Source organism: Thermomonas alba (assembly GCF_022419205.1).
Taxonomy (GTDB): Bacteria; Pseudomonadota; Gammaproteobacteria; order Xanthomonadales; family Xanthomonadaceae; genus Thermomonas; species Thermomonas alba.
In genome coordinates this window covers 48,714-73,095 of the sequence record NZ_JAJOZU010000003.1, presented here as the reverse complement: position 1 = coordinate 73,095, position 24,382 = coordinate 48,714, and the positions used below count along the sequence as shown (strand labels likewise).

Sequence of the window (24,382 nt, the reverse complement as noted above, 5' to 3'; positions counted from 1 at the left end):
TTGGCCGAAATCATCGTCATCACCTCGGGCAAGGGCGGCGTGGGCAAGACCACGACCAGCGCCAGCCTCGCCACCGGACTCGCGCGCCGCGGCAAGAAGGTCGCCGTGATCGACTTCGACGTCGGCCTGCGTAACCTCGACCTGATCATGGGCTGCGAACGCCGGGTGGTCTATGACTTCGTCAACGTCATCCATGGCGAGGCCACGCTCAAGCAGGCGCTGATCAAGGACAAGCGCATCGACAACCTGTATGTGCTCGCCGCCAGCCAAACCCGCGACAAGGACGCGCTGACCAAGGACGGCGTGGAGAGAGTGTTGAAAGAGCTGGCCGCCGACGGCTTCGACTACATCCTGTGCGACAGCCCGGCCGGGATCGAAAAGGGCGCCTTTTTGGCGATGTACTTCGCCGACCGCGCGGTGGTGGTGGTGAACCCGGAAGTGTCCTCGGTGCGCGATTCCGACCGCGTGCTCGGCCTGCTGGCCTCCAAGACCCACCGTGCCGAACGCAACGACGGCGAGGTCAGCGCACACCTGCTGCTGACCCGCTACAGCCCGGCGCGGGTGGAGAGCGGCGAGATGCTCTCGATCGCCGACGTGGAGGAAGTGCTGGGCCTGAAGACCATCGGCGTCATCCCCGAATCTGGCGACGTGCTGAACGCGTCCAACAAGGGCGAGCCGGTGATCCTGGATCCCGACTCGATCGCCGGCCAAGCCTATGACGATGCGGTGGCGCGGCTGCTAGGCGAAGATCGCCCGTTGCGCTTCACCACGGTGGAGAAAAAGGGGTTCTTCAGCAAGCTGTTCGGGGGCTGACGCATGTCCATCTTCGACTTCCTCAAGCCCAAGAAGAACACCGCGCAGACCGCCAAGAACCGCCTGCAGATCATCATCGCGCAGGAGCGCAGCTCGGCCAGTGCGCCGGATTACCTGCCGCTGCTGCGGCGCGAGATCCTGGAAGTGATCAGCAAATACGTGGCGGTGGAAGCCGACGCGGTGAAGGTGGACCTGATCAAGGACGGCGAGCACGACGTGCTGGACATCTCGGTGTCGCTGCCCGAGCGCGGCGGCGCTGCCGTGAACGCCTGACTCTGTCGCCCTGACGCCCCGCCGCCCAACCGACCCCCTCCGCCGCCGATGGCCTCGCTGCCCCTTTCGACCGATGCTTCCCCGGCCGCCGACGTGCTGCGCCTGGCCGACATCGGCTTCGACGCGCCGCGCGCGCTGCTGCAGCGCTTCGGCCTGGTGCTCGTGCAGGTGCCCGACGACGCACCGATTCCCGGCAGCTACTGGGGCGAGCCGGAGGCCGGCATCATCGGCGCCACCGTGTATGCGCGCGCCGATACCCCGGTGCACTCGCTGCTGCACGAGGCCGGGCACCTGATCGTGCTGTCGCCGGAACGGCGCGCGGCCGTGCATACCGACGCCACCGACTCGATTCCGGAAGAGGATGCGGTGTGCGTACTGCAGGGCCTGCTCGGCGACGCCCTGCCCGGCGTCGGCCGCGACCGGGTGTGGGCCGACATGGACACCTGGGGCTACACCTTCCGCCTCGGCTCGGCGCGCGCCTACGTCGAGCACGATGCCGAGTCCGCCTGGGCCTGGCTGCGCGCGCACGGCCTGGTGGATGCCGACGGGATGCTGCGGTTCCCCGTCTGAACGCGGGACCGCGAACGGAACACCGGCGCGGCTCCGCGCTGGCCCTCGCCCATCTTCGTTTTTTCCCGCGTTCGGGGCGATACTGCGCACATGGACGCCGATCTTGCCCCGCAGGCCCCCGCCACCGCCACCGCGCTGCCGGCGCGTTTCTACGTCGATCCCGGAATGGTGCAGCGCGACCGTCGCGCCATCTTCGACCGCAGCTGGCAGCTGGTGGCGCACGTCAGCCAGCTGCCGCAGCCGGGCGATCACGTGGTGGCCGACCTGGCCGGGCTGCCGGTGCTGGCGGTGCGCGATCACGACGGCGCGATCCACGTGCTGCACAACGTCTGCCGCCACCGCGCCGGCCCGATCGCACAGTGCGACGGCCGCGGCGCGAAGGCGCTGCGCTGCCGCTACCACGGCTGGACCTACACCCTAGACGGGCGCCTGCGCGCGGCCCCCGAGATGCAGGGCGCGGCGAGCTTCGAGATGGCCGATGTGCGGCTTCCGCAGCTGGCGGTGCGCGTCTGGCAGGGGCTGGTGTTCGCCGCGATCGAAGCAAGTAGCGCGCCGGATTTCGACGCCTTCATCGCCGGCATCGACGCGCGGCTGGGCGCGGAGCGCGATCTGGCCGGCTACGGCGGGCACCACCGGGTGGCCTACGCCATCGCCTGCAACTGGAAGGTGTACGTGGACAACTACCTCGAGGGCTACCACGTCCCGCACGTGCATCCGGGGCTCAACAGGCTGCTGGACTACCGCAGCTACCGCACCGAGCTGTCGCGCTGGCACAGCCTGCAGTGGAGCCCGCTGGAGAGCGACCCGGCGCTGTACGGCAACGGCGATGCGCTGTACTACTGGCTGTGGCCGAACACCATGCTCAACATCCTGCCCGGGCGGCTGCAGACCAATACCGTGATCCCGCTGGGCGTGGACCGCTGCCGGGTACTGTTCGACAGCTACTACGCCGCCGATGCCGATCCCGCGCGACGCGCGGCCGACATCGCCTTCAGCGACCAGGTGCAGCACGAGGACCTCGGCATCTGCGAGGACGTGCAGCGCGGGATGGCCTCCGGCAGCTACCTGCCGGGCCGCCTGAACCCGCTACGCGAGACCGGCGTGCACCACTTCCACGAGCTGCTGCGCGCGGCCTACCGCGCGGATGCAGGCGCGTGAATCCGCCGCGCCCGCTGGGAGTCTGGGCGGCCACCGCGCTGGTGGTGGGCAGCATGATCGGCAGCGGCGTGTTCCTGCTGCCGGCGGCACTGGCGCCGTATGGCGCCGCCAGCCTGCTGGGCTGGGCCGTCGCGCTGGCCGGCGCGCTGCTGCTGGCCGCCACTTTCGCCCGCCTGGCGGTGCAGTGGCCGCACACCGGCGGGCCGTACGCCTATACCCGCCGCGCCTTCGGGGAGGGCGCCGGATTTGCGATCGCGTGGAGCTACTGGGTCTCGATCTGGTCCGGCATGGCGGCGATCGCGGTGGCTTTCGCCGGCAGCCTGGGCGCGCTGTTCCCCGCGCTGACCGCCACCCCGCTGCGCGCGGCGCTGTGCGCGCTGGCGGCGCTGTGGGCGTGCACGCTGGTGAACCTGGCGGGGCTGCGCGAAGCCGGGCGCATGCAGGTGCTGCTGACCGCGCTGAAGCTGCTGCCACTGCTGCTGTTCGGGCTGGTGGCGCTGTGGTGGCTGGAGCCCGGCCGCTACGTGCCGTTCAATCCCAGCGGACAGCCGCTGCCGCAGGTGACCAACACCACCGTGATCCTCACCATGTGGGCGCTGTGCGGGCTGGAAGTGGCGACGGTGCCGGCCGGGGCCATCCGCGACCCCGCGCGCACCATCCCGCGCGCCACCGTGCTCGGCACCCTGCTGGCAGGCGTGGCCACGCTGTTGGCCTGCACGGCGGTGATCGGGCTGGTCCCGGCCGATGTGCTGAAGACCGCGGGCGCGCCGATGGCGGACGCCGCCGCGCGCACCTGGGGCCCCGGTGCCGGCCTCGCGGTCGCGGCGCTGGCGGCGGTGGCCACCTTCGGCGCCATCAACGGCTGGGTGCTGGTCTGCGCGCAGGTATCGCTGGCCGCGGCCGACGACGGCCTGTTCCCGCGCGCCTTCGCACGCCGCGATGCGCGCGGCACCCCGGCATTCGGCCTGCTGGCCGGCAGCAGCCTGGCCACCGTGCTGGTGATCGCCAGCTACAGCCGCTCGCTGGTGGCGCTGTTCACCTTCATCCTGCTGATCTCCACCTCGGCCATCCTGCTGCCGTATGCGGCCAGCAGCGCGGCCTGGCTGCGATGCGGCCGCGGCGGCGGGCGGATCGTCGCGGCGCTGGCGCTGCTGTACAGCCTGTACGCGCTGAGCGGCGCCGGCGCCGAGGCGCTGGCCTGGGGCGCGGTGCTACTGCTGGCCGGCATCCCGGTCTATGCGTGGATGCGCCGCGCCCGCCGCTGACCGCCCGGCCTGTATAGGCCTGTATAATCGCGGCCGCACGGAGGGAGAAGCGCGCGGGCCCCAGGCACGCGGCGCTGCCGAAGGCGCAACCGCCCGGAATCGCTCAGGCCCAAGACCGCCGTGTGACCACACTCTGGAGAGATCGGCACGCCCAATCCACCGGGCGGTGCCGGCGCCGAAGGGGCACGAAGCCGCGCGGGCCACCCTCCCCGCTCGCGCGCTTTAAAACTCTCAGGCAGAAGGACAGAGCGGGCATCCCCTTCCCGCGCGATCGCGCCCCCGGATGCCGCCATGACCCAGCCCTCGCTCCGCTCGCTCGAACACCACGACGCCTTCATCGAACGCCACATCGGCCCCAACGACGCCGAGATCGCGCACATGCTGCGCACGCTCGGCTTCGAGTCGCTGGAGGCGTTCACCGATGCCATCGTCCCGGCCGCCATCAAGTCGGAGGCGCCGCTGGCGCTGCCGGAGGCAATGCCCGAAGTCGAGGCGCTGGCGAAGATCCGCGCGATCGCGCAAAAGAACCAGGTGTTCAAGAGCTTCATCGGCCAGGGCTACTACGGCACCCACACCCCGACGGTGATCCTGCGCAACATCCTCGAGAACCCGGCCTGGTACACCGCCTACACCCCGTACCAGGCGGAGATCTCGCAGGGCCGCATGGAGGCGCTGATCAACTTCCAGACCATGGTCGCCGACCTGACCGGGATGGACATCGCCAACGCCTCGCTGCTCGACGAGGCCACCGCCGCCGCCGAGGCGATGACCCTGGCCAAGCGCTCCGCGAAGTCGAAGTCCGACACCTTCCTGGTCGTCGGCGACACCCACCCGCAGACCATCGAGGTGCTGCAGACCCGCGCCGAGCCGCTGGGCCTGAAGGTGAACGTAGTGCGCGGCACCGATGCGGTGCACGCCGCGATCGCCGAGGGCGACTACTTCGGCGTGCTGGCGCAGTACCCGGCGTCCAGCGGCTGGATCGCCGACTGGGAGAAGGACGCCGAGGCCATCCATGCGCGCGGCGCGCTATTCGTGGTCGCCACCGACCTGCTGGCCCTGACCCTGCTGAAACCGCCGGGCGAGATGGGCGCGGACATCGTGATCGGCAACAGCCAGCGCTTCGGCGTGCCGCTGGGCTTCGGCGGCCCGCACGCCGCATTCCTGGCCTGCCGCGATGCCTTCAAGCGCAGCATGCCGGGCCGCCTGATCGGCGTGTCGATCGACGCCGACGGCAACCCGGCCTACCGCCTCACCCTGCAGACCCGCGAGCAGCACATCCGCCGCGAGAAGGCGACCTCCAACATCTGCACCGCGCAGGTGCTGCTGGCGGTGATGGCCTCGATGTACGCCGTCTACCACGGCCCGGAGGGCCTCAAGCGCATCGCCCGGCGGGTGGCGCGTTACACCGCGATCCTCGCGGCGGGTTTGCGCCAGCTTGGCCATGCACCCGTGCACGCCACCGCATTCGACACCCTGTGCATCGACGCCGGGGCTCAGACTGAGGCGATCCTGGCACGCGCCGCGGCGCGCCGGGTCAACCTGCGCGTGCGCGGCAACGGCTCGATCTGCCTCTCGCTGGACGAAACCACCACCCGCGCCGACCTCGAACTGCTGTGGCGCATCTTCGGCGGCGACGACGCGATCCTGCCGGACATCGACGCGCTGGATGCCAGCGCGCCGTCGCTGATCCCGGCGGAGCTGGAGCGCCAGAGCGCTTTCCTCACCCATCCGGTGTTCAACTCCCACCACAGCGAGCACGAGCTGCTGCGCTACATGCGCACGCTCGCCGACAAGGATCTAGCGCTGGACCGCACCATGATCCCGCTGGGCAGCTGCACCATGAAGCTCAACGCCACCTCCGAAATGATCCCGGTGACCTGGCCTGAGTTCACCAATATCCATCCGCTGGCGCCGGCCGACCAGGTACAGGGCTACCGCGAGCTGATCGAGCAGCTGGAAGCCATGCTGGTGGAAGTCACCGGCTACGACGCGGTCAGCCTGCAGCCCAACTCCGGCGCGCAAGGCGAATACGCCGGCCTGATGGCGATCCGCGCCTACCATGCCGCGCGCGGCGAAGGCCACCGCAACATCTGCCTGATCCCGGAATCCGCGCACGGCACCAACCCCGCCTCGGCGCAGATGGCCGGCATGAAGGTGGTGGTCACCAAGTGCGACGCCAACGGTAACGTGGACATCGAGGACATCCGCGCCAAAGCCGAACAGCACTCGGACAATCTGGCCGCGATCATGATGACCTACCCGTCCACCCACGGCGTGTTCGAGGAAGACGTGGTGCGCATCTGCGAGATCGTCCACCAGCACGGCGGCCAGGTGTACACCGACGGCGCCAACATGAACGCGTTGGTGGGCCTGGCCAAGCCGGGCAAGTGGGGCTCGGACGTCTCCCACCTCAATCTGCACAAGACCTTCTGCATCCCGCATGGCGGCGGCGGCCCTGGCGTCGGCCCGGTGGCGGTCAAGGCACATCTGGCACCATTCCTGCCCAAGGCCTTCAGCGATGATGGCCTGAAGACCGCCGGCACCGGCCGCGGCCCGATGGTCGCAGCCGCCAGCTTCGGCAGCGCCTCGATCCTGCCCATCAGCTGGATGTACATCGCGATGATGGGCCGCGACGGCCTGCGCCGCGCCACCCAGGTGGCCATGCTCAACGCCAACTACATCGCACGTCGCCTGGCGCCGCACTATCGCACCCTGTATACCGGCCGCAACGGGCTGGTGGCGCACGAGTGCATCCTCGACCTGCGCCCGCTGGAGAAGCTGTCCGGCATCAGCGCCGAGGACGTGGCCAAGCGCCTGATCGACTTCGGCTTCCATGCGCCCACGCTGAGCTTCCCGGTCGCCGGCACGCTGATGGTCGAGCCGACCGAATCGGAATCGCTGCACGAGCTGGACCGCTTCATCGACGCCATGATCCAGATCCGCGCCGAGATCCAGGACGTGATCGATGGCAAGCTGGATCGCGCCGACAACCCGCTCAAGCACGCCCCGCACACCGCGATGCGGGTGTCCGCCAGCGAGTGGGCGCACGCCTACCCGCGCGAGCTGGCGGCGTTCCCGCTGCCCAGCCTGAAGCAGGTCAAGTACTGGCCGCCGGTGGCGCGGGTGGACAACGTCCACGGCGACAAGAACGTGTTCTGCGCCTGCATCCCGGTGGACGCCTACAAGGACGAAGCCTGACGGGCGCATCGCCCCAGGCATCTCCGCCCGGGTGCAACGAACAGGCCCCGCATGGCGGGGCCTGTTGGCGTCTTTAGCATGAAAAAAACGCTCACCCCTCACGATTAGATCTTTGCGCACCGCGAAAAGTCGTGCGCGCAAATCCATGACGGAGATCTAGTCCATGTCCTCGATCCGTGAGCAATCCCATCGCATGCTTGGCAAGTGCCGCATGATCACTCCTGTTCTGGCCATTGGTCTGGCGCTGGCACTACCGGCACTTGCCTCCCAGAATCCCACGCAGGCTGGACACCCGGCGCCAACCCATCCGCTGGCAAAACCTCAGCCGGCCGATCCGCAAGGCGGCATCCTCCCCGATAAGGGCGGGATGACGCCCAAGCAAGCATCGCAACGCATGCAGCAGGGGCCTGTCGTGGGGAGGCCAGTCGGCGATACCCCCATCCTCCGCGATCCTCCTACTTGCCCACCGGGAACCGTCTGGGTTCCTGACAGGCACCCGATTGACCCCATTCCGGGTCAACCGATCATCATCCATGGGGAATGCGTCCCCAAGTACAAGCCGGTCCAGCAGCAAGCTGCGAACAAGACACTGTGAAACAACTCACTCTGCCGATTTTGGACAGGCCCCGCATGGCGGGGCCTGTTGCGTGGCGCCGCGCGAACGCGATCAGACCCCGCGCTGCTTCAGCCACGCCTCGATCTGCGGCAGCCGCTGCTGGCGCAGCTTCACCCGCGTCTGGATGGCATTCACCACCCGCTGCGCCTCGCCGCGCGAAGTCGGCGCGATGTATTTCTCCGCGAAGGCGTTGATCTCATCCACCATCGTCAGGTCATCCGCGCCGCTGCCGAGGCCGGGGTAGTAGCGCGCGCGCGAGGTGGAATCGACCAGCGCGTCCACCTGGGTGCGGTGGGCGGTGGCGAAGTCGAAGGCCAGGTGCGGGTGCTCGCGGGCGACGGTGGCGATCATCGAGGCGCTGTTGGTGGCGCCGGGCTCGGCGGTCAGCGCCATGTCCAGCGCGCGCTGGGCCAGCGCCTTGTCCTTGGCCATCGCCAGCAGGCCGTAGTACTGGTCGCGCAGCATCGAGGATTTCTCCGCCTGCGCCAGCGCGTGCAGCTTGTCCCAGGTGGCGGCATCGGCATTGCGCGCGACCATCCCCAGCACCGTCCGGCGCAGGTCGGGGCCGAGCGAGGCCGGATTGGCGAGGAAGGCATCGAAGCGGCGGCGCGCCTCGGCCAGCACCTGGGCATCGCCGAGCATGCCGAGCACGCCGATCAGGCTCTGCCGCAGCTCGCGCACGGCAGCGGGATCATCCGCGCGGTTGTCCCAGCCCAACTGCGCCAGCTTGGGCGCCAGCCTGGCCTGGGCAAACGCACGGAAGGCAGCCTGGCGCTTGGGATCGGCCTTGAGCAGGTCGTCGATCGCGGCCAGCTGGCCGGCCACGTTCTGCCATAGCTCCGGCGCGGCCGACAGCGGCACCTGCATGGCCAGGTCCAGGCTGTCGGCCTCCGGCTGCAGGCCGACCGCGGCCAGCGCCTGCGCGTCCAGCATCACGCCCATCTGGTCCACCACCGGCAGCTTGGCGAAACCGGCGCTGATGGCCTTGAACTGGTCCGGCGCGTACAGGGTGCGGAAGTAGCCCTTCTGGCCCGCGTTCACCAGCACCGGGGCGGTGCAGCCGGGCAGGGTCAGGCGGGCCTGACCGTCCACCAGCACGCGCTGCACCTGGCCGTCGCCGCCGCGCACGCTGACCGGCACGTGCCAGCGCAGCGGCGCCTTGCCGGGGCGGTCCACGGTGTACTCGCCCTGCTCCAGTTGGAGCACGGTGTTGCCGCCGTCGCAGCGCGCGCTGGCCTTGATCAGCGGTACGCCCGGCTGCAGGGTGAAATCATGCGCCACCTGGGTGAACTGCCGGCCCGGCGCCGCGATCTCCATTTCCTTCCACAGATCGTCGGTCACCGCGTTGCCGTACGCGTGCTTGGCGATGTAGCGGCGCACGCCGTCACGCCAGGCCGCTTCGCCCACATAGTCCTCCAGCATGCTGATCACGGCCGCACCTTTGCCATAGGTAATGCCATCGAACGCCTGGCTGGCCTGTTCCACGGTGGCGATGTGCTGCACGATCGGATGGGTGGTGGCATAGCCATCCTGCCCCATCGGGCCACGGCTGGTGAAGGCGGCATCGACATTGTCCACATCCCATTCCGGGTGCAGCTTGCGGGTGGTGCGGCCTTCCATCCAGGTGGCGAAGCCCTCGTTCAGCCACAGGTCGTCCCACCACGCCATCGTCACCAGGTCGCCGAACCACTGGTGGGCGATCTCGTGCGCGGCGGTGGTGAAGATGCGCTGCTTGTCGGACAGGTTGGAGGTGGCGGGGTCGAACAGCAGCGAGGACTCGAAGGTGAAGATCGCGCCCCAGTTCTCCATCGCGCTGAAGAACTGGCTGCGGCCCGGCGCGGCGATGTTGTCGAGCTTGGGCAGCGGATAGGCCACGCCGAAATAGTCGTTGAATTCGCGCAGCACGTCGCGGCTGGCCTCCAGCGCGAAGCGGGCCTGCTCCACTTTGCCCTTCTGGGCGATCACGCCGATCTCCACGCCGTTGTCGGACAGCGTGGTGCGGTCGAAATCGCCCACCGCCAGGAACAGCAGGTAGGTGGACATCTTCGGGGTCGGCGCGAACACGGTCAGGCGGCGGCCATCGCCGAGGTCGTGGGTGCTGGCCGCCGGCATGTTGCTCACGACCATCTGCCCCGCCGGCGCGGTCACCGCCAGGTGGAAGGTGGCCTTCAGGCTGGGCTCGTCCCAGGACGGGATGAAGCGGCGCGCGTCGGAGTTCTCGAACTGGGTGTAGAGCGCGCGCTTGTTGCCGGAAGCGGTCGGGTAGTCGAGCGCGAACAGACCGTTGGCCTGGGTGCCGATCTTGCCGCTGTAGTCGATCGACAGCAGGTAGCGGCCGGGCGCGAGCTCGCGGTCGAAGGTGAAGGTGGCGGTCTGCGCCGCCGCATCGATCGCCACCTTGGGCGCCAGGTCCTGGCCCTGCGCGCGGCCCAGGCGGACGCGGGAGAAGGCCATGTCCACCGCGTTCAGGGTGATGCTGCGGGTGGGCTTGAGCACGTCGAGGTTGATCCGCACCTTGCCGTCGAACGCCAGGCGCTCGGCATGCGGCACGATCTCGACGTCGTAATGGGTCGGGCGCACGTCGCGCGGCAGTTGGGTGGTGGCATCCACCTGCGCAGCGGCGGGCGCTGGCGCGGCCGGACGCGCCAGCGCGGCGGTGGCGGAGGTGGCCAAGGCCAGGGCGATGGCGGTGGTCAGAAGGCGGCGCATGCAAACCTCGGGGGAACGTGGGAGACGGGCGATCTTCCCGCCGCCCCGGAGCCTGGCCCACCCCCGGAAGTCATGCCGCCAGCGTGTTTACAGCAGATGATGCATTACGGAAATGTAATGACAGACGCTGCCGGCGATCACGAACCCGTGCCAGATCGCATGCGACCAGCGCATCCGCGGTCGCAGGTAGAACAGGGTGCCGAGCGTGTAGGCCACCCCGCCGGCCAGCAGCCAGCCCAGCGTGGCCGCATCCAGCGCGCGCAGCAGCGGCCCGGCCGCGACCACCACCAGCCAGCCCATCGCGAGGTAGATCAGGGTCGAGAGGCGGCGGAAGCGCCCGGTGTAGAACAGCTTGAACACCACGCCCGCCAGCGCCAGTACCCAGATCGCGCCGAACAGCCACCAGCCCACCGCGCCGCGCAGGCCGACCAAGGTGAACGGGGTGTAGGTGCCCGCGATCAGCAGGTAGATCGCGCAATGGTCGAACACCTTCAGCCGCCCCTTGGCGACCGGATGCGAGATCGCGTGGTACAGGGTGGACGCGGTGTAGAGCAGCAGCAGCGCCACGCCGAAGACAATGGCCCCGGCCAGCTGCCAGCCGTCGCCGTGGATCGCCACCAAGGTGACCAGCACCGCGCCGCCGGCCAGCGCCGCGGCCGCGCCTACGCCGTGGGTCAGCGCATTGGCGAGCTCCTCGGCGGGATGGACACGAGGGTCAGGACGGACGCGCGCGGTCTGCTGCATTGCAGCAGGATAGCGCGTCCTGCTGCCCATCGGCATGCGGTCCGCCATCGTCGAAACCAGACAAAGGTCTCCTTTTCCCGCTCTATGGAAGCGTAGAGTTGCCGCGTGTTCTATGCAGCGAGGTGGCCCGCCATGGCCCTTACCGGCGTCTCCTCCAACAGTTCCCTATCCGGCATGCAGGCCGCCGCGCTGCGGCTCTCGGCCGCGGCCAGCAATACCGCCAACCGGCAGACCGACGGGTTCCAACGCCGCGACGTGGTCCAGACGGCCTCCCCGGACGGCGGCGTGCAGGCGCGCATCGCCTCCACTGGCGGCCTGCCCAATGACAGCGATGCGGCGATGCTGTCCGACGCGGTGGAGGCACGACAAGCCGCGCTCGCCTTCGCCGCCAATACCGCCGCTTTCCGCGCCCGTGAGGATGCGCTGGGCACCCTGTTCGACGCGTTCGCCTGACGCCCGGGACTGAAACGCAAACGGCCGACTCGCTCGCGCGGGTCGGCGGCGTCTCGTTGCGTCGCGCTCAGGCGAACGGGTCGCGCAGCACCATGGTGTGCTCGCGATCGGGGCCGGTGGAGACGATGCTGATCGGGCAGCCCGCCAGCTCTTCCAGCGCGCGCAGGTAGGCGCGCGCGGCTGGCGGCAGCTTGTCCCACTCGGTGATGCCGTGGGTGCTCTCGCTCCAGCCCGGGAACTCCAGGTACACCGGGGTGATCTCCTCCCAACCCTGGGCGTCCAGCGGCGCGTATTCGGTGCGCTTGCCGCGGTATTCGTAGGCGATGCAGACCTTCAGCTTCTCCATCCCGTCCAGCACGTCGAGCTTGGTGATGCACAGCCCGTTGATGCCGTTGATCGCCACCGCGCGCTTGAGCGCGACGATGTCCATCCAGCCGCAGCGACGCGGGCGCCCGGTGGACGCGCCGTACTCGGCACCACGCTCGCGAATGCCCTGGCCGATGGCGTCATTCAGTTCGGTCGGGAATGGGCCGCCGCCGACGCGGGTCGCATACGCCTTGGCGATACCCAGCACGTAGTCGATCGCATCCGCGCCCACGCCGGTACCGGCGAGCGCGCCGCCGACCGTGGTGTTGGAACTGGTGACGTAGGGATAGGTGCCGTGGTCGATGTCCAGCAGCGCGCCCTGCGCGCCCTCGAACAGCACCCGCTTGCCCTGCCTGCGCAGCTCGTGAAGAATCCCGGCCACGTCGGATTTCATCGGCTCGACGTACTCGCCGAACGCCAGCGCCTCGGCATACACGGCGTCGAAATCCACTGGCTCCACGCCCAGGTACTTGGTCAGCACGAAGTTGTGGTAGTCCAGCGCGGCGCGCAGCTTCTCGGCCAGCTGCTCGGGGTAGTGCAGGTCGGCGATGCGGATGCCGCGGCGCGCGACCTTGTCCTCATACGCCGGGCCGATGCCGCGGCCGGTGGTGCCGATCGCCTTGCCGCCGGCGGCCTTCTCGCGCGCCTGGTCCAGCGCGATGTGGTAGGGCATGATCAGCGGCGCGGCCGGGCTGATCTTCAGGCGCGAGCGCACGTCCACGCCCGCCGCCTCCAGCTCCTCGATCTCCTTGCGCAGCGCGGCCGGCGAGATCACCACGCCGTTGCCGATCAGGCACAGCGCGCCCGCGCGCAGGATGCCGGACGGGATCAGGTGCAGCACCGTCTTCTTGCCGTTGATGACCAGGGTGTGACCGGCGTTGTGGCCGCCCTGGAAGCGCACCACGGCGCCGATGTCCTCGGTGAGCAGATCGACGATCTTGCCCTTGCCCTCGTCGCCCCACTGGGCGCCCAATACCACAACCGACTGGCCCATGGCCGTCACTCCTGCTGCGTGCGGCCATCGGGGCCGCGGGATGGTTGGGTCCGAATACGCCCGCCGCCGAGCCGGAGTGCCATCGGGGCATCCCGGGCGGCGCGCGCCCAGACACGGAAAAAGCCGAGGCGAACCCCGGCTTTCGCGCATTCTACCCGCTTCGGCCGCCCCCTGCGACCGCCGCGCCTACTCCATCCGCCGCCGGCGTGCCAGCAGGTCGCGGTCGAGCTGGAGCAGATAGCGGAACAGCTTGCGCTGCGCACCCGGGGTGAGATTGACGAACTCACATCCGGCCTGGGTGATATCTGGCCCCAGATGGCTACGGGTAAGCACGTGCCGCACCTGCAGACTGACTTCCACCTCGCCCAGCTCCGGCAGGTCGATCCGGCAGTCGCGCAGCAGGTCACCCACCTGCAGATGCAGCTGCGCGCGCGCGGTCACGATCGCCAGCCCGCCGCCACCGATGTCGCGAATGGTGGCCTCGACCTCGCGCTGCCCTTCCTCCAACCGCAGGTGGCAAACCAGGGTGCCGACCGGCGGTTCGCGACGCATGAACTCCCGTCGCTGCAGATACAGCATGCGCTCCGGCAACGGTAGCCGCATCGCCGGCCGATCTTCGAACGTTTCCAGCTGCGCCGGCCCGCACGTGAAGCGGGCGGCAGCGCGGTCGATGCTGCCCTCGAAGCGCAACAGCGGCGCCTCCAGCCAGGCGTCCTGCACCGAGCGGCTGGCGGGCACGTCGATCAACATCCCGTGGGAATCGACCTTGAGCAGCAGCGTGGGAAGCGCCGCATCGGCATGGCTGGCGCGCACGCTGAGCATGCCGCGCTCGCCCGCCAAGCGCTGCAGGTGGTGGCGGATCTCGCCCGCATCGTGGATGTAGAACTTGTCGTAATAGCCTTCCAGGTCGGCCACGTCCGCAGCGGGAAGGTCGGGCAGGTCGTTCATTCTGCCAAGGATAACGGCAGCCGCCGGCGCCTGCTTGATGGTGCTCAGCCGCGCTTGGCATCGGGCTCGGCCCGATCGCCCTCGGCCAGCCCCAGGTTGCTCGGGGCGGCATCGAAGACCGCGCGATCCAGGCGCCCGGTCTCCCGCGCCACCAGCACCGGCACCAGCACCTGGCCGGTGACGTTGGTCATGGTGCGCATCATGTCGAGCACGCGGTCGATTGCGTACAGGTAGCCGATCACCTCCAGCGGCAATCCCGCGGCCGACAGCACCACGGTGGCCATGATCACCGCCGTGCCCGGCACGCCGGCCGTGCCGAAGCTGCCCAGCACCGATGCGAGGGCGATGATCAGGTACTGCGTCAGCGACAGTTCGATCCCGGCGTACTGCGAGATGAACACCGCCGCCAGCGCCGGATAGATCGCGCCGCAGCCGTCCATCTTGATGGTGGCGCCCAACGGCACCGCGAACGCCGCGTAATCGCGATCCACCCCGAGATTGTGGGTGGCGCTACGCAGTGAGGCCGGCAGCGCCGCGAAGCTGCTGGAGGCCACGAATGCCACCTCCATCGCCGGCGCCGCGCCGCGGAAGAACTTCAGCGGGTTCAGGCCGTGCGCCAGCAGCAATCCGCTGTACACCACCACGATGTGAAAGGCGCAGGCCGCGTACAGCGCCAGCACGAAGTTCAGCAGCGGACGCAGCTGCCCGAAGCCGTAGCCACCCACCAGCGCGGCGATCAGCCCGAAGGTACCCAGCGGCGTGAACTCCAGCACGTAGCGGGTGACCTGGATCATCACCTCGCTGGCCTCGCCCACCAGCTTGCGCACGCCGGCCACCCGCTCGCCCAGCTTCACCATCGCAAAGCCGACCAGGCCGGCGAAGAAGATCACCTGCAGCACGGTTCCGCTGCGCGGCACCAGCACCTTGGTGCCGTCGGCCAGCTTGGCAGTGGCGGCCCCGCCCAAGGCCTGAAACGGGTTGGCCGGCACCAGGTTCAGCAGCATATCCAGCGCGCCGGGCACCTGCTTGGGCGAATAGTCGGAGGCGACTTTCAGCGGCCCCACCCCGGTTCCCGGCTGGATGATCCAACCAAACGCCAGCCCCACTCCGACCGCCAGCACCGCGGTGATCGCAAACCACAGGAAGGTGCGCCCGGCCAGCGCCGCGATCGACGCCTTGCCGCTGAGCGAGGCCACCGCGTCGATCACCGCGAAGAACACCAGCGGCACCGCGATCATCGAAATCAGGGTGACGTAGAGATCGCCGATCGGGCCGAACCAGGTCTCGGCATCCTTGCCAAACGCCCACCCGGCCAGTGCGCCCAGCACGAAGCCGAGCAACACGCGCTTCCAGAACTTGATGCGGAACCACCAGTCGAACATGCGGGCCATCCGGACTTGATCGGCCTGCACAATACCCGACCGGCCGGCCGCGCGTCAGTGCGCGACCGGCCCTGCAATCCCGCTGACACCACGACCAGCGATAATGCCGGCATGAAGATTCCGCATACCCCTGCCCGACTCCGTCTGCTGCCGTTGGCCGGCAGCCTGCTGCTGGCCGCCTGCGCCAGCACCAGCCCGCTCCCGCACGCCGCCGCCCCGGCCGGCACCCAGGCCGCCGCGCTGCACGTGGACGTGCCCACCATCCAGCGCCCGCAGAGTGAAACCCCGCAATGGTGGTACCGCGACGGCGCCGCCCAGGCCGCGGAGCGCGGGGCCATGAACGGCCGTGCCAAGAACGTGATCGTATTCCTCGGCGACGGCATGAGCCTGGCCACCGTGGCCGCCGCGCGCATCCTGGAAGGACAGCGCAAGGGCATGTCCGGCGAGGAGAACCGCCTGGCCTGGGAAACCTTCCCGAACACCGCGCTGAGCAAGACCTACAACACCAACTCGCAGACCCCGGACTCGGCCGGCACCATGAGCGCGATCGCCACCGGCGCCAAGACCCGCATCGGCGTGCTCAGCATCGGCCAGAGCGCGCCGCGCGGCGACTGCAAGGCGGCGCTGGCCACCCCGCTGCTGACCCTGTGGGAGCTGGCCGCCTCCACCGGCATGGCCACCGGCGTGGTCACCACCACCCGTGTCACCCACGCCACCCCGGCCGCCACCTTCAGCCACAGCGCCGATCGCAACTGGGAGAGCGATGCCGACCTCCCGCCGGAGGCACGAGCCGCGGGCTGCCTCGACATCGCCCGCCAGATGATCGAATCCCCCTACGGCCACGGCCCCGACGTGCTGATGGGCGGCGGCCGCAGCAACCTGATGCCGGCCACCCAGCGCGATCCGGAATACGACGACAAGGTCGGCGCGCGCCTGGACGGGCGCGACCTGATCGCCGAGTGGCAGCAGCGCCATCCGGGCGGCGCCTACGTCTGGAACGCGGCGCAGCTGCGCGCCGCGCCCGTCGACAAGCCGCTGCTGGGCCTGTTCGAGCCGGACCACATGCACTTCGAGCACGACCGCGCGCAGGACCCCGCCGGCGAACCCTCGCTGGCGGAGATGACCCGCGCCGCGATCACCCGTCTGGCGCGCAATCCCGACGGCTATGTGCTGCTGGTGGAAGGCGGCCGTATCGACCACGCGCACCACGCCGGCAACGCCTTCCGCGCACTGGACGAGACCATCGCCTTCTCCGACGCGGTGCGCGTCGCCAGCGAGATGACCTCGCCGCAGGACACCCTGATCCTGGTGACCGCCGATCACTCGCACACCCTGAGCTTCGCCGGCTACCCGGCGCGCGGCAATCCGATCCTGGGCAAGGTCAAGGGCGGCAGCGGCGAGGACAGCGACCCCAATCAGCTGGCGCGCGACGCCAGCGGTCTGCCCTATACCACACTGAGCTACGCCAACGGCCCCGGCTACACCGGCGCCAGCTCGCGCCAGCCGGAAGGGCCCAAGCGCTACGAACACCTGCTGGAAGACGTGCGCCCGATCCACAACGGCCGTCCCGATCTCACCCAGGTGAACACCGAAGATCCCGACTACATGCAGGAGGCGCTGGTGCCGACCAAGGCCGAGACCCACGGCGGCGACGATGTCGGCGTGTGGGCGCGCGGCCCCGGCAGCGCCGCGGTGCGCGGCTCGCTGGAGGAGAACGCGATCTACCACGTCCTGCTGCAGGCCACCCCGCGCCTGCGCGCGGCGGCTTGCGCGCAGCAACTGTGCGATGGCAACGGAGTTCCGGTGATCCTGCCCGACCCGAAAGCATCCCTTTCCGGATTGTCCAATCAACGTTCAAAAATCACACAAAAAAAGGCCGACCTGTAAGGGTCGGCCTTTCCTTTTCGCTGGGCTCAGCCGCCAGAACCGCGCGGCCTGCAGCAGACATCGCAGGCGCAGCACTCAACCGCCCCGCAGCATGACCGCCCCGCAGCATGTCATGATCCAACCGGAGCCGTCGGTGCAACCTGCGCTGCAGCAGTCAGGATCCTGACGGATCCCCATGATGATGCCGCCAGACTTCTTGGGGCTCGTCGCGAGCGGGGCACCAAGCGCCGGGCACGAATCCGATTTCAGAGATGCCGCACGGTCATCGAATCCTGAAGTTGCGGTCGCAGACACGCTAAAAGCACCAACAGGGCCATTCACATCGACAGACGCCTGCTGGCCGTCGTAGGCAACCATGGACGGCTCACCCAGTACAACCCACGCCCCGGAAATTTGTTCCAAGACAATGAAGTCGAGTCGTACGGTCTTCTTGCCATTGCCTGCCGGCTCGCTTGGCTGTGCGGTCACCTGGATTCGGTAGTTCTCGTCGCCGACGCCTTGCTTGGACATGGTGATCTGAGCGGGCTTCCCGAAAGCGACGCTGATCTTCGGATTAACAACGGCAACGCCGCCCTTCTTGATCGTTACGTCCAATTTGTAGGAGTTGGCGCTGCTCGGGCTTGCAGCATGAGCAGCCGAGCTGACAAGCATTGCCGCCACCGCAATGCGGACTAGGTGCTTGCTCACGATATTCACTGCTTACCTCCAAGCTGCCTTGTGAATGTCAGATTGGCGCCCAAACCCATTTCAGCACCGCATTTACATCGAGTATCCGGTGCCGAGTCAAGCACGTGCTCGGGGTAGTGAAGCGGATGTGGAGCTTCGCCGAGGTGCGCTACCGGGGTCTGAAACCCGAACAGAGCCAGCGCCATGCTGCTCGTCGTTGCTGCTCGATAAGCGTTGCCTTAGAACGGCTTGGCCAGCACCAGATAGACCACCATCACCAGCAGCACCACCGGCACCTCGTTGAACCAACGCAGGGCGCCGGCCGCAGGCAGCGGGTGCCCGGCGGCACTGCGCTTGAGCAGGCGCCCGGCGCCCACGAAATGCGCCAGCAGTAGCGCCACCAGCGCCAGCTTGGCGTGCAGCCAGCCGCCGCCGATGTGGAAATGCAGCCACAGCGCCAGCCCCAGCACGAAGGCGATGCCGAACATCACGTGGCCGAAGCGGTACAGCCGCCGCCCCATCAGCAGCAGCCGCTCGCGCACCGCGGGCGCGTCGCCGGCCTCGGCCAGATTGACCAGGATCCGCGGCAGGTAGAACACCGTGGACATCCAGGCGATCACGAACACCAGATGGAACGTCTTGGTCAGCAGGTAGGCCATCGGGCACTCCGGAAACGGGCGATGCCCGCTAGCATGCCACGATGAGCAAACGCTACGACCGCGCCTATTTCGACCGCTGGTACCGCGACGCCGGGATCGGCCATGCCGCGCGCCTGGCGCGCAAGGTACAGCTGGCGGTGGCCACCGCCGAATACCACCTCGAGCGGCCGATCCGCACGGTGCTGGACATCGGCTGCGGCGAGGGCGCGTGGCGCGCGCCGCTGCTCAGATTGCGTCCGAACGTGCGCTACCTGGGCTTCGATGCCAGCGACTATGCGATCGCCCGCTACGGGCGCACCCGCAACCTGCACAAAGCCCGCTTCGGCGACTTTGCGCATCTGCGCCCGTGCCCGCCGGCGGATCTGCTGGTGTGCAGCGACGTCTTGCACTACCTCGACACCCGCGAACTGGATCGCGGCCTGCCGGCGCTGGCCGAACTGTGCGGCGGGGTGGCCTTCATCGAGGTGTTCGCGCGCGGCGACGATGCGGAAGGCGACTTGCACGACTTCAGGCAGCGGCCGGCGGCGTTTTACCGCAAGCGCCTGCGCGCGCTGGGCCTACGGCCACTGGGCTCGCACTGTTGGCTGTCACCCGCGCTGGCACCCCACGCGACCGCGCTGGAGCTGCCGGACTGAACAAGTCGCGACGGCCGTCACGGTAGGGCGTTCCCGATTCGCTATGCTGCGGTGCCGCAATCGAAGCGACGGACACCATCGCGATGCTGCTCTACGAACTGCACGAACTCTGGCGCGCCGGGATGGCCCCATATGCCTACTGGGCGAATGCCGGGGCCAAGATGTATTCGGCCCCGGACAGCTGGCTGGCGGCCCTGCCGGGCGCACAGCGCACCGCCGCCGCGTTCGAGTTGCTGTACCGGCTGGGCAAGGACTATGAAAAGCCCGCGTTCGGCATTCACCAGATCGAGGTGGACGGCGTGCCGATCCCGGTGGTGGAACGGGTGGAGCTCGAAAAGCCGTTCTGCCGCCTACTGCGCTTCAAGCGCTACCACGACCAGGCCGACGGCCTGGCGCGGATGAAGGACGATCCGACGGTGCTGGTGGTGGCGCCGCTGTCCGGCCATCACGCCACCCTGCTGCGCGACACCGTGCGCACCCTGCTGGCCGACCACAAGGTGTATATCACCGACTGGACCGACGCGCGCATGGTGCCGCACGCGCAGGGGCCGTTCACGCTGGACGATTACGTGGCCTACGTGCAGGACTTCATCCGCCACATCGGCGCCGCCAACCTGCACGTGATCAGCGTGTGCCAGCCGACCGTGCCGGTGCTGGGCGCGGTCTCGCTGATGGCCGCGCGCGGCGAAGCGATCCCGCGCACGCTGACGATGATGGGCGGCCCGATCGACACCCGGCAGTCGCCGACCGCGGTCAACAACCTCGCTACCCGCCAGCCGCTGTGGTGGTTCGAGAACGCGCTCATCCACCGCGTGCCGGCCACCTATCCCGGCGCCGGCCGCCGGGTGTACCCAGGCTTTCTGCAGCACCTGGGGTTCGTGGCGATGAATCCCGAGCGCCACAGCCTGTCGCACTGGGACTTCTACCAGAATCTGGTCAAGGGCGACCTGGAATCGGCCGAGGCGCACCGCCGCTTCTACGACGAATACAACGCGGTGCTGGACATGCCCGCCGAGTACTACCTCGACACCATCCGGGTGGTGTTCCAGCAGCACCTGCTGCCGCGCGGGCGGTGGGACGTGGCCGGCGAGCGGGTCGATCCCGCGAAGATCACCGGCTGCGCGCTGCTGACCGTCGAGGGCGAACTGGACGACATCTCCGGCCAGGGCCAGACCCGCGCCGCGCATGCGCTGTGCACCGGCATTCCGCCAGCGGACCACCGCCACCTCACGGTGGAGGGCGCCGGCCATTACGGCATCTTCAGCGGCCGCCGCTGGCGCACCCAGGTGTACCCGCAGGTGCGCGACTTCATCCGCGCCCACGCCGGCGCGCGCGCCCCGCGGCAGGCGCGCGCCCAAGGTGTAAGGGCGGCCGGCGACGATCGGCGGCGCGCTATGCTGGGCGCTGCGACCACCGGAGCCCGATGATGCGCATCACGCTGCTTGCCACCGCCCTGCTCACCCTGCTGACCGCCGACCTGCACGCCGCGGATGCCGCGCAGCCGCCCAAGCGCAAGTCCGCGCAGGAGATCATCGATGCCGCCCCGGCCAGCGCCTGGCGCGACCTCGATCCGGCCAACACCCTGTACATGGAGCTGCCCGCCGGGCGGGTGGTGATCGAGCTGGCCCCCGGTTTCGCGCCGGAGCACGTGGCGAACATCAAGACGATGGCCCGCGGCGGGTTCTGGGATGGGCTTTCCATCTATCGCGCGCAGGACAACTTCGTGGTGCAGTTCGGCGACCCCGACGGCGAAGATCCGGCCAAGGCCAAGCCCTACCCGCCCGGCACCCGCACCCACCTGCCGGCCGAGTTCACCCGCAGCGACCAGGGCGTGCGCTTCGACCGCCTGCCGGACGCGGACGGCTGGGCGCCGCAGGTCGGCTTCGTGGACGGCTTCCCCGCTGCGCGCGATCCCAAGACCGGCAAGGTCTGGATGGCGCACTGCTACGGCATCGTCGGCGCCGGCCGCAATACGCCGCCGGACAGCAGCATCGGCGCCGAGCTGTACGTGGTGATCGGGCAGGCCCCGCGCGCGCTCGACCACCAGCTGAGCGTGGTCGGCCGGGTGGTGAAGGGCATGGAGCTGCTCAGCGTGATCCCGCGCGGACCGGCGCCGATGGGCTTCTACAACGATCCCAAGCAGCGCACCCCGATCCTGTCGATCAAGCTGGCCAGCGAGGTACCAGAGGCCGAGCGCAGCCACCTGCAGCTGCTACGCACCGACAGCCAGGCGTTCCGCGACGCCACCGAAGCGCGCCGCAACCGGGTGGACGATTTCTACACCCAGCCGGCCGGCCACATCGACCTGTGCAACGTGCCGCTGCCGGTGCGCGAGGCCCCATCCACGCGCTGATCCCCAGCGGCGTGCCTGCACGGCGGCGTGCCTGCACGGCATAGAGGCGCGGACGCGATGACGCGCAAGGCGGCCGGATGGCCGCCTTGCGCATTGCCCGGGATCCTCCCGGGCCCCGGAGCCGCGATTCAGAACTCGCGACTGAAGCGAATGCCCAGAGTGCGCGGCTGCGCGATCACCGTGTACGGCTCATGGCCGCAGGTCAGCGCGGCGCACTCGGCGAACCGCGTCATCTGCGCACGGGTGTTGAACGCGTTCTTCAGGAACACGTCGATCGCCCAGCTGTCCTTGCGCCAGCCGGCCGAGAGATCGACCAGGGTATAGGCATCCAGATAGCCCAGCAGCGCGGTCTCGGCAGCGCGCAGGTCCACCCGGCGCTTGCCCGCGTGCGACAGCGAGGCCTGCCAGTAGGCTTCGCCCGGACCGAGGTCGAAGGTATAGCGCGCGTTGAGGCTGCCCTTGAAGCGCGGGGTGATCGGCAGTTGCGTGCCCTTGGCCGCCTGCGGGCCGCTGACCGCGTTGCCGTTCGGATCCAGCGTGCCGGCCGGACACACGGTTTCTGGCGTGCCATCCGGACGCAGCCAGCCGCAGTAGTTGGCGGCCAGCTTGGCGTCGTACCAGGCAAAGCTGCCGGTGATCTGCAGGTTATAGGTCGCTGCCCAGACCAGGTCGGTCTCCAGGCCGTAGATGCGCGCCTGGTTGGCGTTGCGGATCTCGGTCAGGCCGTTCTGGCCGAGGTAGGAGAACTGGAAGTCTTTCCAGTCCTCGCGGAACACCGCGCCGTTGAAGACCAGGCTGCCATCGGCCCAGGACGTTTTCCAGCCGGCCTCATAGTTGGTCAGGAAGTCCGACTTGTAGGGCGGCAGCGTGCCGCGGCGGTTGATGCCGCCAGGCCGGTAGCCTTCCGACCAGGTGGCATACACCAGCTTGGTATCGCTGAGCTTCCAGGTGAGGTTGGCGCGATAGATCGAATCGTTTTCCTTGACCTGCTTGTCGAACACCAGGCACGGCGCGCCCTTATAGGACTGCCAGTTGGACGGGGCGCCGTACTTGGCGTAGCAGGCCGCCTCGCCATAGCGTGCATCCGGGGGCACGCTAGTCTGCGACGAATAGCCATTGGCGAACCCGAAGAAGCCCTTGAGACTGTTGCGCGCATGGAACCAGCGGCCGCCGATGTTGGCTTCCAGACGGTCGGTGAGGTCATAGCTGAGCTGGCCGAACAGCGCGCGATCCTGGTCGCTGCGATTCTGCCGGGTCAGCCAGATGGTATCCGGCCAGCCGCTGACCGACAGCACGCTGGCCAGCCCGTCGATCTGGTAGTTCTGCAGGATGTCGTGGCTCTGGTTCTGCCAGAACAGGCCGGCCACCAGGCGCAGGCGGTTGTCCTGCGGCGAAGCGAGGCGCAGCTCGTGGCTGGTGCGCTTGTAGCCATCACGGGCGGTGATGTGCTGCGCCGGGTTGATCAGGTTGCCACTGTCGTCGTAGAAGTACGCGCCATAGCCGGCCAGCGCGTCGTACCAGTAGCCGTAGTCGCTGTAGTCGGCGGCGGAATCGACATCGCGCTTGAGGTGCGAGAAGACGTAGGTCAGGTCGAAGTTGCCGACCTTGCCTTCCACCGTCATTGCCGCCTGGTACCAGCGGTCGTCCGAGAACTCCGGATAGAAGTGCTTGACCGCGGTCTTGCCGTAGGAGCTGTCGTAGCCGGCGCTGGCGCTGCCCACCAGCGGGTCGATGCCGGCGCTGCCGTGCGCCTTCATTTTCTGCGCGATCAGCTGCGGGGTGATGGTCCAGCGATCGGCGATGTTGAAGCGCATCGCCGCACGCATGCCGGCAGTGTCGGCAGTGTTGTAGTTGTTCTTGGCGAAGGCGGCGTTGTCCGCGGTGATCACCGAGGTCGGGTAGGTGCGGGTGCCGTGCAGGTTGTCCACCCAGCCGGCGTCGTGCTTCTGCCAGCCCACCAGGCGCACCGCCGCGGTGTTGTTGTTCATCGGCAGGTTGACGAAGCCCTCCAGCACGTGGCCGATGCCGCCGCCGTCGATGGCATTGGCCTCCACCGCGAAGCCCGCCGCATAGCCGGACGGGTCGGGCTTCTTGGTGATGATGCGCACGGTGCCCGCCTGCGAACTGGCGCCGTACAGGGTGCCCTGCGGGCCGGCCAGTGCCTCCACCCGGTCGATGTCGTACATGTGGATGTCGAGCGCGCCCTGGATGGTGGTGATCGGCTGCTCGTCCAGGTACATGCCAACGCTGGGCTGCGAACCGGAGTGGTTGCCGTCACCGCCGCTGGCGACACCGCGCATGTACACCTGCACGAAGCCAGGGCCGGAGAACACGCCGCCGCCGGCGGTGCCGTAGCTCAGGCTGGGAATCAGCTTGGCGTAGTCGCTGAACGACGCCACGTCTTGCTGCTCGAGCTGGGTATTGCCCAGCACCTGCAGGCTGATCGGCACTTTCTGCAGGTTCTCCTCGCGCTTCTGCGCGGTCACCGTCACCGTGGCCAAGGTGCGGGTATCTTTGTCCTTGTTGTCCTTGGCCGGCGCGTCCTGGGCCGCAGCCGGCGGATTGGCGTCCTGCGCCCAGGCCGGCGCCGAAAAGGCCAGGGCCACCGCAACCGCCAGTGGGATCTTGCGGAATACCGGCCCGCGCCGGACGTGGTGCCGCCGAACAGCGTGTTGTGCAGACATGCTTGACTC

General features: G+C 68.8%; 20 protein-coding genes and 1 riboswitch. Of the genes, 12 read left to right on the top strand and 8 right to left on the bottom strand.

Translation table 11 applies throughout. The annotated features are described in order from the left end of the window. The 7 genes from minD (at nt 1) to ML342_RS05175 (ending at nt 7,872) form a co-directional block, all read left to right on the top strand. Nucleotides 1–813, top strand: a complete 813-nt coding sequence (gene minD / locus ML342_RS05205; protein ID WP_240125909.1) for a septum site-determining protein MinD — start codon at nt 1–3, stop codon at nt 811–813. A gap of 3 nt (nt 814–816) precedes the next feature. Next, nucleotides 817–1,086 (top strand): cell division topological specificity factor MinE, encoded by a 270-nt coding sequence (gene minE, locus ML342_RS05200; RefSeq protein WP_240125907.1) that lies wholly within the window; start codon nt 817–819, stop codon nt 1,084–1,086. A 48-nt stretch (nt 1,087–1,134) separates the two neighbouring features. Further along, nucleotides 1,135–1,656, top strand: a complete 522-nt coding sequence (locus ML342_RS05195) for a hypothetical protein (protein WP_439655162.1) — start codon at nt 1,135–1,137, stop codon at nt 1,654–1,656. 90 nt (nt 1,657–1,746) lie between these two features. Next, nucleotides 1,747–2,814 carry an aromatic ring-hydroxylating oxygenase subunit alpha gene (locus tag ML342_RS05190; protein WP_240125905.1) on the top strand — a complete coding sequence of 356 codons (1,068 nt, stop codon included), beginning with the start codon at nt 1,747–1,749 and terminating at the stop codon, nt 2,812–2,814. Beyond that, nucleotides 2,811–4,079, top strand: a complete 1,269-nt coding sequence (locus tag ML342_RS05185) for an amino acid permease (RefSeq protein WP_240125904.1) — start codon at nt 2,811–2,813, stop codon at nt 4,077–4,079. Before ML342_RS05190 ends, ML342_RS05185 begins: the two co-directional genes overlap by 4 nt. 123 nt (nt 4,080–4,202) lie before the next feature. Beyond that, a riboswitch (glycine riboswitch) is annotated at nt 4,203–4,336 on the top strand. A gap of 34 nt (nt 4,337–4,370) precedes the next feature. Then, on the top strand, nt 4,371–7,277 hold the full coding sequence (gcvP, locus tag ML342_RS05180) for an aminomethyl-transferring glycine dehydrogenase (protein WP_240125902.1): 2,907 nt from the start codon (nt 4,371–4,373) through the stop codon (nt 7,275–7,277). Nucleotides 7,278–7,440: 163 nt separating this feature from the next. Beyond that, complete coding sequence (locus tag ML342_RS05175) at nt 7,441–7,872, top strand: hypothetical protein (RefSeq protein ID WP_240125901.1); 432 nt, start codon at nt 7,441–7,443, stop codon at nt 7,870–7,872. A 72-nt stretch (nt 7,873–7,944) separates the two neighbouring features. On the opposite strand, the gene ML342_RS05170 is transcribed toward ML342_RS05175, so the two are convergent. Both ML342_RS05170 and trhA read right to left on the bottom strand, forming a co-directional pair. Beyond that, nucleotides 7,945–10,602: a M1 family metallopeptidase gene (locus ML342_RS05170; RefSeq protein ID WP_240125900.1), complete on the bottom strand. Its 2,658-nt coding sequence runs from the start codon at nt 10,600–10,602 to the stop codon at nt 7,945–7,947. A gap of 87 nt (nt 10,603–10,689) precedes the next feature. Then, nucleotides 10,690–11,346 carry a PAQR family membrane homeostasis protein TrhA gene (gene trhA / locus ML342_RS05165; protein WP_240125899.1) on the bottom strand — a complete coding sequence of 219 codons (657 nt, stop codon included), beginning with the start codon at nt 11,344–11,346 and terminating at the stop codon, nt 10,690–10,692. Between the two features lie 132 nt (nt 11,347–11,478). Here trhA and ML342_RS05160 point away from each other — a divergent pair, with 132 nt between their 5' ends. Beyond that, on the top strand, nt 11,479–11,799 hold the full coding sequence (locus ML342_RS05160; protein ID WP_240125897.1) for a hypothetical protein: 321 nt from the start codon (nt 11,479–11,481) through the stop codon (nt 11,797–11,799). A gap of 67 nt (nt 11,800–11,866) precedes the next feature. On the opposite strand, the gene ML342_RS05155 is transcribed toward ML342_RS05160, so the two are convergent. From ML342_RS05155 to ML342_RS05145, 3 genes are all read right to left on the bottom strand, one after another. Then, a complete protein-coding gene (locus ML342_RS05155; protein ID WP_240125887.1) occupies nt 11,867–13,159 on the bottom strand; it encodes an adenylosuccinate synthase in 1,293 nt (430 codons plus the stop codon). Between the two features lie 186 nt (nt 13,160–13,345). Further along, on the bottom strand, nt 13,346–14,107 hold the full coding sequence (locus ML342_RS05150; RefSeq protein ID WP_240125886.1) for a flagellar brake protein: 762 nt from the start codon (nt 14,105–14,107) through the stop codon (nt 13,346–13,348). A gap of 44 nt (nt 14,108–14,151) precedes the next feature. Continuing rightward, nucleotides 14,152–15,498: a dicarboxylate/amino acid:cation symporter gene (locus ML342_RS05145; RefSeq protein WP_439655161.1), complete on the bottom strand. Its 1,347-nt coding sequence runs from the start codon at nt 15,496–15,498 to the stop codon at nt 14,152–14,154. A 102-nt stretch (nt 15,499–15,600) separates the two neighbouring features. Here ML342_RS05145 and ML342_RS05140 point away from each other — a divergent pair, with 102 nt between their 5' ends. Then, nucleotides 15,601–17,376, top strand: coding sequence for an alkaline phosphatase (locus tag ML342_RS05140; RefSeq protein ID WP_240125884.1), 1,776 nt, complete (start codon nt 15,601–15,603; stop codon nt 17,374–17,376). A gap of 75 nt (nt 17,377–17,451) precedes the next feature. On the opposite strand, the gene ML342_RS05135 is transcribed toward ML342_RS05140, so the two are convergent. Together ML342_RS05135 and ML342_RS05130 are read right to left on the bottom strand one after the other, a co-directional pair. Next, a complete protein-coding gene (locus tag ML342_RS05135; RefSeq protein WP_240125882.1) occupies nt 17,452–18,072 on the bottom strand; it encodes a hypothetical protein in 621 nt (206 codons plus the stop codon). A 209-nt stretch (nt 18,073–18,281) separates the two neighbouring features. Continuing rightward, nucleotides 18,282–18,701: a CopD family protein gene (locus ML342_RS05130; RefSeq protein ID WP_240125881.1), complete on the bottom strand. Its 420-nt coding sequence runs from the start codon at nt 18,699–18,701 to the stop codon at nt 18,282–18,284. A 41-nt stretch (nt 18,702–18,742) separates the two neighbouring features. On the opposite strand from ML342_RS05130, the gene ML342_RS05125 reads away from it, so the two are divergent. From ML342_RS05125 to ML342_RS05115, 3 genes are all read left to right on the top strand, one after another. Continuing rightward, nucleotides 18,743–19,336: a class I SAM-dependent methyltransferase gene (locus ML342_RS05125; protein WP_240125880.1), complete on the top strand. Its 594-nt coding sequence runs from the start codon at nt 18,743–18,745 to the stop codon at nt 19,334–19,336. Nucleotides 19,337–19,422: 86 nt separating this feature from the next. Beyond that, nucleotides 19,423–20,763: a polyhydroxyalkanoate depolymerase gene (locus tag ML342_RS05120; RefSeq protein WP_240126286.1), complete on the top strand. Its 1,341-nt coding sequence runs from the start codon at nt 19,423–19,425 to the stop codon at nt 20,761–20,763. Then, nucleotides 20,760–21,689, top strand: coding sequence for a peptidylprolyl isomerase (locus ML342_RS05115; RefSeq protein WP_240125878.1), 930 nt, complete (start codon nt 20,760–20,762; stop codon nt 21,687–21,689). Before ML342_RS05120 ends, ML342_RS05115 begins: the two co-directional genes overlap by 4 nt. A 128-nt stretch (nt 21,690–21,817) precedes the next feature. Here the strand turns inward: ML342_RS05115 and ML342_RS05110 are convergent, their stop codons facing one another. After that, on the bottom strand, nt 21,818–24,373 hold the full coding sequence (locus ML342_RS05110; protein WP_240125876.1) for a TonB-dependent receptor: 2,556 nt from the start codon (nt 24,371–24,373) through the stop codon (nt 21,818–21,820). Nucleotides 24,374–24,382 lie beyond the last annotated feature (9 nt).

What these genes read in the sequence shown, in the direction of transcription:
- minE (WP_240125907.1), top strand. Translation starts at nt 817, where the DNA reads ATGTCCATCTTCGACTTCCTCAAGCCCAAGAAGAACACCGCGCAGACC.
- gcvP (WP_240125902.1), top strand. Translation starts at nt 4,371, where the DNA reads ATGACCCAGCCCTCGCTCCGCTCGCTCGAACACCACGACGCCTTCATC.
- ML342_RS05110 (WP_240125876.1), bottom strand. Translation starts at nt 24,373, where the DNA reads ATGTCTGCACAACACGCTGTTCGGCGGCACCACGTCCGGCGCGGGCCG.
- ML342_RS05150 (WP_240125886.1), bottom strand. Translation starts at nt 14,107, where the DNA reads ATGAACGACCTGCCCGACCTTCCCGCTGCGGACGTGGCCGACCTGGAA.
- trhA (WP_240125899.1), bottom strand. Translation starts at nt 11,346, where the DNA reads ATGCAGCAGACCGCGCGCGTCCGTCCTGACCCTCGTGTCCATCCCGCC.
- ML342_RS05195 (WP_439655162.1), top strand. Translation starts at nt 1,135, where the DNA reads ATGGCCTCGCTGCCCCTTTCGACCGATGCTTCCCCGGCCGCCGACGTG.
- ML342_RS05155 (WP_240125887.1), bottom strand. Translation starts at nt 13,159, where the DNA reads ATGGGCCAGTCGGTTGTGGTATTGGGCGCCCAGTGGGGCGACGAGGGC.
- ML342_RS05170 (WP_240125900.1), bottom strand. Translation starts at nt 10,602, where the DNA reads ATGCGCCGCCTTCTGACCACCGCCATCGCCCTGGCCTTGGCCACCTCC.
- ML342_RS05145 (WP_439655161.1), bottom strand. Translation starts at nt 15,498, where the DNA reads ATGGCCCGCATGTTCGACTGGTGGTTCCGCATCAAGTTCTGGAAGCGC.
- ML342_RS05125 (WP_240125880.1), top strand. Translation starts at nt 18,743, where the DNA reads ATGAGCAAACGCTACGACCGCGCCTATTTCGACCGCTGGTACCGCGAC.
- ML342_RS05160 (WP_240125897.1), top strand. Translation starts at nt 11,479, where the DNA reads ATGGCCCTTACCGGCGTCTCCTCCAACAGTTCCCTATCCGGCATGCAG.
- ML342_RS05130 (WP_240125881.1), bottom strand. Translation starts at nt 18,701, where the DNA reads ATGGCCTACCTGCTGACCAAGACGTTCCATCTGGTGTTCGTGATCGCC.
- ML342_RS05190 (WP_240125905.1), top strand. Translation starts at nt 1,747, where the DNA reads ATGGACGCCGATCTTGCCCCGCAGGCCCCCGCCACCGCCACCGCGCTG.
- ML342_RS05175 (WP_240125901.1), top strand. Translation starts at nt 7,441, where the DNA reads ATGTCCTCGATCCGTGAGCAATCCCATCGCATGCTTGGCAAGTGCCGC.
- ML342_RS05115 (WP_240125878.1), top strand. Translation starts at nt 20,760, where the DNA reads ATGATGCGCATCACGCTGCTTGCCACCGCCCTGCTCACCCTGCTGACC.
- ML342_RS05140 (WP_240125884.1), top strand. Translation starts at nt 15,601, where the DNA reads ATGAAGATTCCGCATACCCCTGCCCGACTCCGTCTGCTGCCGTTGGCC.